Annotated in this window: 8 protein-coding genes; 6 read left to right on the forward strand and 2 right to left on the reverse strand. The window is 68.3% G+C overall.

The window, feature by feature from the left end:
* Positions 1 to 27 precede the first annotated feature (27 nt).
* The 4 genes from H6717_24505 (at position 28) to H6717_24520 (ending at position 4,592) form a co-directional block, all read left to right on the forward strand.
* Complete coding sequence (locus H6717_24505; protein ID MCB9580213.1) at positions 28 to 387, forward strand: DUF423 domain-containing protein; 360 nt, start codon at positions 28 to 30, stop codon at positions 385 to 387.
* A 152-nt stretch (positions 388 to 539) separates the two neighbouring features.
* On the forward strand, positions 540 to 1,979 hold the full coding sequence (locus H6717_24510) for a hypothetical protein (GenBank protein MCB9580214.1): 1,440 nt from the start codon (positions 540 to 542) through the stop codon (positions 1,977 to 1,979).
* A complete protein-coding gene (locus tag H6717_24515) occupies positions 1,969 to 2,931 on the forward strand; it encodes a hypothetical protein (protein MCB9580215.1) in 963 nt (320 codons plus the stop codon). Before H6717_24510 ends, H6717_24515 begins: the two co-directional genes overlap by 11 nt.
* Positions 2,931 to 4,592, forward strand: a complete 1,662-nt coding sequence (locus H6717_24520; GenBank protein MCB9580216.1) for a protein kinase — start codon at positions 2,931 to 2,933, stop codon at positions 4,590 to 4,592. The genes H6717_24515 and H6717_24520 overlap by 1 nt, the downstream gene beginning before the upstream one ends.
* Here the strand turns inward: H6717_24520 and H6717_24525 are convergent.
* The gene (locus H6717_24525; GenBank protein MCB9580217.1) at positions 4,510 to 5,442 is read right to left on the reverse strand and encodes a DUF4241 domain-containing protein; all 933 of its coding nucleotides are present in this window, start codon (positions 5,440 to 5,442) and stop codon (positions 4,510 to 4,512) included. The two genes, H6717_24520 and H6717_24525, sit on opposite strands and share 83 nt — an antisense overlap.
* Before the next feature lie 109 nt (positions 5,443 to 5,551).
* Between H6717_24525 and H6717_24530 the strand changes: the two genes are divergently transcribed.
* Positions 5,552 to 6,544, forward strand: a complete 993-nt coding sequence (locus tag H6717_24530) for a hypothetical protein (GenBank protein ID MCB9580218.1) — start codon at positions 5,552 to 5,554, stop codon at positions 6,542 to 6,544.
* Between the two features lie 825 nt (positions 6,545 to 7,369).
* The gene (locus H6717_24535; GenBank protein ID MCB9580219.1) at positions 7,370 to 9,694 is read left to right on the forward strand and encodes a hypothetical protein; all 2,325 of its coding nucleotides are present in this window, start codon (positions 7,370 to 7,372) and stop codon (positions 9,692 to 9,694) included.
* On the opposite strand, the gene H6717_24540 is transcribed toward H6717_24535, so the two are convergent.
* Entirely contained in the window at positions 9,661 to 11,364 is a 1,704-nt protein-coding gene (locus H6717_24540; protein MCB9580220.1) for a hypothetical protein, read from the reverse strand. The genes H6717_24535 and H6717_24540 overlap by 34 nt on opposite strands.
* Positions 11,365 to 11,373 lie beyond the last annotated feature (9 nt).

The following is an 11,373-nucleotide window of genomic DNA, read 5'->3' on the forward strand; positions in this document are numbered from 1 at the left end:
CGCTCGGGGTTGCCCTAGGTTCGGCCCATGCCCTGGCTCAAGGTCTCCGCCGTGGTGGGGTTTCTCGCGGTCGCTCTCGGCGCCTTCGGTGCCCACGGCCTGCGTGGGAAGATCTCCGACAGCCTGCTGAACGCGTACCACACGGGTGTGCTCTATCACCTGGTGCACGGCGCCGTGCTGCTTGCCCTGGCGCTGTATGCCCGCTCCGCCAAGGTGGACGTGGGCCTCCCGGCGGGGCTGCTGCTCGCGGGCATCGTGCTGTTCTCGGGCTCGCTGTACGTCATGGCCATCACCGGCATCGGCCGGCTCGGCATCATCACGCCCTTCGGCGGCCTGTGCTTCCTGGCGGGCTGGGTGGCCATCTTCGTGAAGCTCGGCCGCGCCTGACTCGGCCATCCCGTGGGGTGATATCGGCCAGAAGGCCCAAATATCCCAATCTGGCACGTATGTGGAGCGAGGGCGTGCGGTGATCTAGACTTCAGTGCCCGGTCGCGCTCCCGAGCCAATTGGGGGAATGCGAGCTTCGACCGGGGAGGGTCATGTTCGCCTCCAAATCGATTTCACGACTTCGTGGCCTGACGGTCGTCGGGCTGTTGGTCTTTGGCGCGTGTAGCGTGTTCGAGCCACCGGAAGACACGACCGACGCCGGCGGCGGAACCGGTGGCGGCACTGGTGGAGACGCGTCCGTCGACGGCTCCCTGGGGGGAAGCTCGGGCAGCGGTGGCGGCACTGCGGGCAGCGGTGGCAACGCCGGAGACTCCGGACCCACGGGCCCTTGGTGGCCGCACACCACTCAAGACGGGTGCGAGAGCGCGGGCGTGCCCAAGGCGTCGGATCGACCTTCGGCGTCGGACCCCGGAGACTCGCTGGCGCCGATCTACATGGCAACGTCGCGCATGCGCTTTGGCAGCGCCAACGACGACGAGGCGCTCACGCCCAACAAGGACGCCTGGGCGGACATCGGCATGGACCTGGACGAGAGCTGCACCAACTCGCCCAGCTGTTCCGCGGACGGCGCGCTGGTGGAAGAGCACGCGTGCAAGAACCCGCTCTTGGTTCCCTTCGACGGCAACGATTGCAAGGATAACCAGATCGGCAAGTTGTATCCGGTGGCGGCGCTGTCGCCGCAGGTGGGCCCGCTCTTCGGCGTCACGGAGCCGGATTGGAACTGCGCGCTGCATCGCGGCGAGTTCGCCGTGATGTTCAAGGTGTCGGACTACAACGGCAAGCCAAACGACGACGCCGTGCGCCTCGACATGTACACCACCATTGGCCTGCAGCAGCTGAAGACCTGGACCTGCACCAGCGGTCCGGGCGGCACGGTGCCGCCGGACTGGTTCAATCAACCAGACTGGCTGCTCACGGAGCATTGGAAGATCGCGCAGCGGTCGGTGTCGCTCACGGCGCCGGACGCGGGCATCGACGTGCCGGATTCGAAGTACGCCGACCCGGCGGCGTTCGTGCGGGATGGCTACTTGTTCGCGCAGCTGCCATCCGGCGCGGAGTTCTGGCTGGATGGCCAGCGCGCCCACGTGCCTGGGTTCCGGCTGCAGCTTCACCGCGCCATCCTGGTGGGTCGGCTGGAAAAGCAGCTGGACGGCACCTGGCAGCTGCTCGGCGGTACCATCGCCGGCGTGGTGCTGCCCACGGAGATCCTTTCGTCTTTCCGGGAGCTCGGCTTCTGCAAGAACATGTGCGCCGCCTACGACAACGTGGTCGGTTATCTGAACACCAACCAGGACACCCTGAGCTCCACCAGCGACAAGCTGCCCAACACGCCCTGTGATTCGCTCTCCATTGGCATCGAGTTCGCGGCACGTCAGGCCACGGCCACGGCGGCGGACGTGGAAGCCGTGAATCCTCCCGTGGACTGCCCCACACCCAAGAACCCGTTGGCGCCGCCGCACGGTTGTGTGTGTCCGGATCCCACCGTGGGTGGCCCTTGCGTGTTGCCGGACGGAGGCGCCGATGGCGGTTGAGCTGAAACGCTGCCTGATGCTCGGGGCGATCGCCGGGCTCATGGCCTTGGCCGGCCCTGCGCAGGCGGACGAGAACATGGCGGCGGCCGCCAACGCCTACTCACGGGCGCAGAAGGCGGCGCTCTCGGGGGACTACGAGAAGGCCGCGGAGCTGTTCGAGCTCGCCGACAGCTTGGCACCCACTCCGGAAGCGCTGCGCGCAGCGGCCTCTGCCCACAAGGCGGCGGGGCAGCTCGGCGCTGCTGCCACCAGCGCCGAGGAGCTCCAGCGGCGCTATCCAGACGACGCGGAGTCCAAGAAGCTCGCGTCGGAGATCTTGGAGCAAGCGAAGAAGAAGCTCGCGCGCTACCAGGTGAGCTGCCAGCCGGAGGCCTGTCAGATCTTGGTGGATGGCGGCGTGGAGACGGCGTCCCCCAAAGACGAGCACGTGCTGTACATCGAGCCGGGCAAGCACGAGCTGGCGGCGGTGTTCGGCTCCCGCAAGGCGGAGCCGCAGAACGTGGACGCCAAGGCCGGCGGCAGGGATTCGCTGAGCTTCCAAGCGCCGGCGCAAAAGAGCGAGCCGAAGGCCGTCACCGCGGAGCCGGAGGTGACCTCCTCTGGGGACGTGCGGGCCGATGGCAAGAGCTCCCACGGGCTTTCGCCCTGGGTGTTCGGGACCGCCTTGGGCGTCACGGCGGTGCTGGGCGGCGTGGCGACCTGGTCCGGCCTCGACACGCTTTCGGCTCGGGACGAGTACGACAAGCATCGCACTCAAGCGGGCTACGAAGACGGCCAGAAGAAAGAGCAGCGCACCAACATCCTGATCGGCGCTACCGGAGTGGCAGCCGTCGCCACCATCACGCTGGCGCTGTTCACCGATTTCGGCGGAAGCGACGAAAAGAGCGCGCAGAAGCCGCACTTGTCCGCCGGCGTCGGTCCCGGGAGCGTGGTGCTGCAAGGGAGCTTCTGATGACCAGCGCGCCGGCATCGGAAGCGAGCTCCACGCCTCCGCCCCGGCAGCTCGGCGAGTACGAAATCATCGCCGAGATCGCCAAAGGGGGCATGGGGGTCGTGTACCTCGCTCGGCGTGCCGGCAGCGCGGGCTTCCAGCGTTTGTTCGCCATCAAGGCGATGCATCCTCACTTGGCGGAGGACAGCGCTTTCGTGGACATGCTGTGGGACGAAGCGCGGCTCGCGGCGCGGCTGCATCACCACAACGTGGTGCCGGTCCTCGACGTGGGCACCGACCGCGGCATTCCCTACGTGGTGATGGAGTACGTGGACGGCTGCTCGCTGGCCGCCCTCCTGGTCCGCAACCGGCAGTCGCGCTCGCCGGAGCTGTTGGTGCCCATCTTCATCGACGCCCTGGAAGGCCTACACGCTGCGCACACGTTGGAAGACGACGACGGCAATCCGCTGCACCTGGTGCACCGGGACGTCACGCCGCAGAACATCCTCATTGGTGCGGATGGCACTGCGCGCATCATCGACTTCGGCATCGCCAAGGCGGAAGCCCGGGTGACGACCACGCGGCCGGGCGTGTGGAAGGGCAAGTTCGCCTACATGGCGCCGGAGCAGCTGGTCGGCGATGGAGAAGACGTCGATCAGCGCGCGGACATCTTCGCGGCGGGCGCTGTGCTGTGGACGGCGCTCACGGGGCGGCGGTTGTTCCGGGGCGAAAGCGACGGCGCGACGTTGCACAACGTACTGCACAAGGACGTGCCGCCGCCCAGCACGGTGGGGTTTCAACCGCCGGCGGTGTACGACGCCATCTGCCTGTGCGCCCTCGAGCGCAATCGCGACAAGCGTTACGCGTCGGCGCGGGAAATGGCCGAGGCCCTGCGCGGGGCGTGCAAGGAGATGGCGTCCCGCGCCGCGGTGGCGCACTGGGTGATGACCTCTTTCGAGGCGGAGCTGGCGGAGCGCCGCGCGGCTGTCCGGGGCGCGGCGCAAGCTCCGCCGCGCACTCAGAGCGTGGTGGTGCCGGCGCTTCCCGCGCTGGGAGTGCCGGTGTCCCGTGACTCCTGGCCGCACGAGCATCACACGCCCGTGTCCACCACGCCGGCACACGTGGAGACGGGCCCGAGCTCACTGGCGCCGCACGCAGAAGTAACGCAGCAAGCAGTGTTCGATGCGCCCATTCGCCGAAGCCGTCTGTGGCTCGCGGTGGTTCCACTTCTGTTGGTGGCGGGTATCGTCGTGGCGATCTTGGCGTCCGGGGGCGAAGAGACGCCGGTGCAGGCGTCCCAGGGCACCTCCGCAGCGGTGCCCGTGGCCACGGCTCCCAAGGAGCCTGCGGTCCCGCCGACCACGACCAGCGAGCCCGAGGAGAAACCCTCGGCGACGGCGGCACCCGAGAAGACCGCGCGCCCCGTGGCGGTGCAACCCTGGCACCCGCGACCCAAAGCGACCGCGAAGCCCGAGCCTTCTGCAGCGCCGCCCGCCGAAACGGCCGCGCCGAAACCCACCGCACAGCCGACGGGCCAAGCCCACGTCCAAGCCGAGCGGCATCGAGTTCGAGAAGAACCCGTACCTCAAGAAGTGATCGTCAGCGGCAGACCGTCATCGGTCGATCCCCGATTACGATGCGGACGTACAGCAGTGCTCCGTCCGGCGGCTCCCCGGGCGTGATGCGATAGGCGCCCTTCTTGCGCTCCATCTCGACGCGCAGGAAGCGACCGTCCGCCGTGCGCCAGCGCACGAAGGCGTGATGGTGGCCGTTGGTGGTGAGCTCCAGGCGCTTGGGATCGAGCCACGGCACCCGCACCTGAACGCCATGCGCGCGCAGGGTCTCGTCGTGCACGCCGCCACGCCCTCGGGGCCACGGGAGCTCGATATCGATGGTTTCCGGCGTGATCAGCAGGTCGAAGTCGATGGCGAAGGCGTGGACTTGCCCGCGTCCGTCCAGGCCCCAGTAGGCGTCGTAGATGCCGTCCCCCAGGCCCGAAGAGAACAGCGCCACCTCGCGCGAGCCGGCGTTGCGCATCATGGCGTTGGCGCTGGGACCGAGGGCCTCGGCGTCCAGCTCCCGGATCCAGCGCTCGCTCAGCTCTTCGTCCGGGACCCACTCTTCCGAATCCCCATCCGTGAAGGCGACGGTGCCGGAATCCACGCCGGCGCCGTGATCTGCGGGCACCCAGCGCGTGACGGGTGTGTCGGAGAAGGAGAGCCTGGCGGCGGCGATGCGCACGTCCCCCTTCTGGCAGATGCCGTCGTCCTCGTAGTGGACCAGAGACAGATCCAACGGATAGCTCCCGGGGGGTATGGCTTCCATTGTTGGTGAGACCGCGGAAACACCCGTGAACGCATCCCCGACGGCAATGCGACCGGAGTTGATCGGCAGCATTCCGAGCCGCACGACACGGAGCCGCTGCCGCGCTCGATCGGCGTCCTCGACGACGGCACCGTCGCGAAATGCCGTTGCGAAGTCCGAGTGCGCGCGCTCGCCGTCCTGCATCCTCGCCGCAGGCGTATCACTCATGGTCGCGGGTTGGTAGGCGTCGCACTTTGCAGCGCGCCAGGCGGGCGTTACCCTGAGGTGATGTTGCGCGGTCATTGGATCTTGGCGCTTGTCCTGTGCGCTTGTGGGAGTGGCAGCGACGGCGGGCCGCCCGGCGGGGGCACGGGCGGTGGGGCCGGCGCAGCTGGGGCTTCGACGGGCGGCGCGTCGTCCGGGGGCAGCGGCGGCGCGGCGGGCAGCAGCGGCGGCGCGGCAGGGCAGCAGCGGCGCGGCGGGCGGCGGCGCTGCGGGTAGTAGCGGCGCAGCGGGCAGCAGCGGCGCGGCGGGCGGCGGCGCGGCGGGTAGTAGCGGCGCAGCGGGCGGCGGTACAGGCGGCGGTGCAACGGGCGGCACGGGCGGCGGCGGCACGGGCGGAACCGGTGGCAGCGTCAGCCCTGGTACCGGAGATGGAGAGTGCGAGCCCGGCTACGACTCCGGCGTGTGGGATCCATTCCCTGGCAACAACGCGAGCTATCCAATCGGCGTGCCCTCCACCAGCTTGCCGTGGAAGGGAGAAGACTTCGAGAGCTACGCAGATGGCGCCTTGATCGAGACGTCGAGCAACAAGAGCTTGCGCAGTCATCTGGATGTGACGAGCGGGTCGCTGTACGAGAAGTACGTCGGCAGCTATCGCCGCGGCTGGACCACGATCTACAACTTCCGCGTTCTCGCCGTGGGTCTCTCCGGTGGCAAGCGCATCCGCTGGACCAACATGACCGCGAGCTATCGCGGCTACTTGTGGGCGTGGCACCCCACCGCTAGCACCACGAACGGCCTGCACATCTTTGCTCGCTATCAGACGGAGAACGACCTCTACGTCGCATCTCTGCGCTTCGATGGCCTGGTGACCATCAAGAAGAAGCACTGTGGGAACTACACCACGCTGGCATCCAAGACCTACGGCAAGCCGGTTTTGAAGACCTGGTACACGCTGCAGTTTTCCACGATTGGCACGACGCTCACGTTCAAGATCGACGGCCAGGTCGTGCTGACGGCGAAGGACGACACGTTCTCCTGGGGGACCACCGGCATCCGCACCGACTACGCCGACGTGTATTTCGACGACTGGAAGCTTTTGTACTGACCGAGACCGCGGTTCGACTTCGCGTCCCGAAAGCGGACCCTCCGTCAATGTGCGGACTTAAGCCCACTGTTCGCCTGGGTTGACCATCACGGACGCCACCCCGGCGAGAGCGCTGACGGCCGCGCCGCCGTCGCCGCGCGTCGTTCGAGGGCGGGCGCGCGGCCTTCTGAAGCCCAGCGGCCGGAAGACCGCACCGCGAGACGAGCGCGAACGGACGACAGAATTCGACACCGCGAATGCGAATTTCGTTGATATCTAACCGGCCAATCACGCGCGTGGCAGCAAACTCGACCGAGCCGCGCTGGACCAAGGGCGTGGGCTTTGCCGGGGTGGACCCGCGGAATTGATGGGGTCTGGGGTGCACGGAAATCGGTTTACATAGCAACTGATCTAGGCGCGTCCGAAGCCCCTGATCGTTGCATTCGACAGGGTTCGGCGGGCTCGAGAAGGGCAGAAGGGGGACGCGCGGGGGTCTTTGGCGTAGGAAAATCAGTTTACATAGCAACCGATTTGGGCGCGACCGATCCCCCCTGATCGGCGAGCTCGAGCTGGGCCGGATAGAGAGCCTGAAAGCGAAGCTCGAGAAGCCCGCACCCTCGCGCAAGAGGAGCTGCTTCGCCGTGCCCTGGCGCTGCTCGTTCCGCGATAGGCGCCTTGCGCGCGGGCTTATTCCGCGCCGAACCGACAAGCTGCCAGGTGGGAAGATGCTCCGCTGACTCAGCCGCCGCTTCGCGAGAGAGGACCGATTCAGGCGAGCAGTGGGATTAGTTAGGCCCTCGTCGCAAGGTCCGTTGCGGCTCGTGCGCGTGCTACATTTTTCGGCGCGTGAACGTTGCCTTCGTGTTGCCCTACGGTGAGCCGAGTGACGGGTTCTTTGCGGATACCCTGCTCGCGCTGCTGTGCGCGGACGCGCGGGCGCGCGGTCACCGCGCGGAGATGGTGCGGGTGTACTACGACGGGCGGAGCGCGGAACGCGACGCGGAGATCGTCGAGCGACTGGTCGCGTGGTTGGCGCAACGCGCGTGCGATCTCGTCGTGGTAGAGCGATTGTTCGACGCGACGCCAATGGAGCGGCACCGACGGGCATTTGCGGAGAGCCGCGTGCTGCAGGTCACGCGCGGGGATTCGGTGGAGCCGGGAGCCGGCGTGGATTACGTATTGGGCTCCGCGCCGGGGGTGACGCGGCGGGGGACCACGCGCCGAACACCGCAGATCGACGAGCTGCGCGCGGCCTTCGACGAGCTGCTTTCCGTCGCGCCGGATCTCGACGCAAAGTGGCGGAGCGTACCGGGCCTTTTCCGCGGCGGACCGACATCATCAGAAACGGGAACACCGCTGGGGCAGGGGGAACGGGAAGGGGAAGGCCCGCTCGGAAAGGAGCGGCGGACCTTTCCCTTCGCTCCGGTGATCGAGCAGGAAGTGATTGCTCCCGGCGCAGCGCCTCCGGTGGTGCGCAAGACCGTGTTCGGCAACGTGGGCTGTCCGTACGCGCGGGATCCGGCGGAGAGCGAGCACTTCCGCGGCGTGGAGCTGCCCGTGGAGCAGGAGCTGTCGCGGCTCGGGTGCGCGTTCTGTCACATGGGCGGGGACTACGAGGTGCGCTCGGACGAAGACGTGGTGCAGAGCCTGGTGGCGCAAGCGCGCTACTACGCGGAACGCGTGGAGGGGCTCGAAGAGATCGTGCTGAGCGACCAACATCCGATTCGCTACCTGGCGGCGCTGATGCGGGGGGCTCGCGGGTTGCCCCAGTTGCGCTGGCTGTTCCCGGCGCGGGCGGACGCAGTGCTGCGAGAGCAGCGCGCGCTGGAGGAAGCGATCCTGTCGGCGCGGGCGAACGGGCAGATCTTGGAGGTGTACCTTTCGGGCTTCGAGGCGTTCTCGGATCGAGAGCTCGCGCGCTACAACAAAGGCACCACCAAGAGCGAAATGCTCGAGAGCGTGGAGCTGCTGCGGGAGCTGGGTACGCGCTACCCGGATGCCTTCGAGTACGCTCGGAGCCGCGGCCACAGCATGCTGCTGTTCAATCCCTGGACACGGCCGGAGGACGTGCGCGAGAGCGTGGACGCGATGCGTGCGTATGGGCTCGGGGAGCTGTTCTTCGAGGTCGGACGCAATCGTCTGCGGCTGTATCCGGACCTGCCCATCACTTACGCGGCGGAGCGCGACGGGGCGCTGGAGCGCGAGTGGCAAGCGGGAGACGAGGGAGCGGCGCGTCGCAAAGGGTACAGCAGCGAGCGGCCGTGGCGATTTCTGGATGGGCGCACTCGAGCGCTGTACGGCGTGGCGCAGCTGCTAAGGGACGAGCTCGGAACGGAGACCGAGCTGGCGCAGCTGAGCGCCGCGGTGGCGTGGGCGGAGGCGGGGCATGCGGACGTTGGCGGCGTGGCGCGAGATTTGGCACGGCTCCGCCAGGTGTTCGAGATGCTCTTGCTGGACGGCGCGCGGCCCAAGGACTTGCGGCGGGCGACCACCGTGGCCGTCGAGGCCGTGCTCTTCGGCGGCGCCTGCAACAACGGCTGCGGCGCGTGCCCCCATCGCGATGGGTACGTCGACGACGCGACGCTGCTCGGCCGAGTGGACGCGGCGGCCGAGCACGGGAGGCCGCTGCTCTTCGCGGGGCGCGAGCCGACCTTGCACCCAGAGGTCGTCCAAGCCGTCGCGCGCTCCGCCAGGCCCGTTGGCGTCGTCAGCAACGGGCGGCGCTTCGCCTACGCCGCGTTCACCCAGGCCGCGGTCCGCGCGGGGCTAACGGCGGGCAGCGTCAAGCTGTTCGGCGCGACGCCCAACGTCGCGGACGCCATCACGCGAGACGCCGGGGGCTTCGCGCAGGCCTGCGACGGCGTCCGACAGCTCCGCGGTCGCGGCGTCGCCCTCGAGCTCCGCACGCCGCTGTACCGCGCATCGCTCTCCACTCTGGAACGCATGGCGGAGCTGGCCGTCGAGCTCGACGTCCCCGCCCTGCGCGTCGAGGCGGCAGTGGACGCCATTGGCCTCGACGCGCTGTCCGTCGCGGCAGATGGCGTCGAGCGCCTGGCCCGGCGCTGCAGCTCCTTGGGCGTCGCCCTGGAAGCGGCACCACTCCGCGCCGGCATGCGCGACTTCCGCTACATGCCGGCTCACCGCGAGCGCATCACGAAGATGTCGGAATAGGTCGGGTTCGCGATCGCCGTCCCAGCCACCTGGAGCGTCCCGTAGGACGAGCCCACCAGGTACCCACGCCCATGACGGTCCGCCGTCGCGTCGTACGCAAACTGCGACGAGGTCCCGCTCGCCACGCTTTGCGACCGGAACGCGCCCGAGTTGGTGTAGCTCGCCAGCACTGCATCCCAGCCGCTGGGCGACACGCTCGCGCCCCCGAACGACATCGCGATGTTCGTCTCCGCCGCGAGCCACACGTTGCCGCCGGGGTCGAGCGCCAGATCCCGATTGCCCTCGTCGTACGAACTGTACAGCGGCGGGTCCGCGAGCTTTCGCACCCAGCGGCCCGAACCGCCCGCGGTGGCCGACGCGAGGAACACGTTGCCCCCGCTTCCCGCGACAACGGACTGGGAACCGACGCTCAGGGTGCCGGTGAAGCGTCCGCTCAGGAACACGTTGCCCCAATCGTCCACCGCGAGCCCGTGCAGGCGCTCGCTGCCGCTACCCCCCACCGTGAAGGTGGAGAGCACGGGCGTTCCTGCGTAGTCGTAGCGGGCCACCAGTACGTCCGTGGAGCCTGCGCTGGTCACTGGGCCATCGCCCGCGTTGAAGCTGCCCGAGAACGTGTCGCCGACGATGAGATCGCCGTAGGTTTTCTCGAGCGCGAGCGCCGGCGTTTGCCCCGACGCGGGATCGAAGCGGCGAGACCAGCGGTGATTGCCGTTCCAGTCGTAGGCGGCGATGAAGTGACTGCCGGAAGGGAGCACGTGGCCACCCACGTCTACCGTTCCGGGAGCGCTGCCGGCGACGTAGACCCAGCGGCGATCTCCGGAGACCACGTTCATGATCTCGTCGTAGCCGCCGCCGCCGAAGGTCTTCACCCACTGAAACTGGCCGCCGGGGGAGAGGCACAGCAGAAATGCATCCGTGTTGCCGTGGCTGGTGCGAGGAACGCCGTCGCCGAAGTCCACGGTGTTCCAGAAGTGCCCGGCAACGTACACGAAGCCCTGGCCATCCACCGCTACGTCGTGAGGCCATTGCTGTTGCGGGCCGCGGATGCCGTAGACCCAAACCAAAGACCCGGTTTGCGAGTAGCGCGCGACGAACCCGTCTTGCGTGGTGTCCCCCGGGTAGCGCGTGAGGGACTTGCCCCCGAAGTCCACGGTGCCCTCGAAGACGCCGGTGACGAACAGGCTGTCGCCGTCCGCGATGGCGGCGGTGCCGTTCTGAGAGCCCGTGGAGTTGCCGAAGGCCCGCGGCCAACCATCGCAGGCCGCGCTCTCGTCCACGCAGCAATCGCCGAAGGAGGTACAGGCGTCGTCGCACCAGCAGCCGTCCGGCGCCTGTCCTCCGCAGAAGCCGAAGCAGGAGCCCGTTTCCGGAGTGCAGGCGGTTTCGTAGTCACCGCAGCAGGTGCCGTCCGCTTCGCAACCGGAGAGGCAGCTGCACGGTTCGAACACGTTGCTCGGTGGTCCGCCCATTTCCCCGCACCGCCCCGAGCAGCTGGGCGGCGCGGGGGGTGGAGGTTCGAAGGTCGGAATCGGGCCGGGAAAGGTCGGGATCGGCTGAGGAAAGCCGATCAGGTCGGACTTCGACGTGCCCGTGTCGGCGGGGTCGCTCGCGGCGCTGCACGCGGCCGGGAGGATCAGAGCAAGCAGGGGAAGGGACTTCGAGTGTTGCATTGGCTTCCT

The organism is Polyangiaceae bacterium, from assembly GCA_020633235.1.
Taxonomy (GTDB): Bacteria; Myxococcota_A; Polyangia; order Polyangiales; family Polyangiaceae; genus JACKEA01.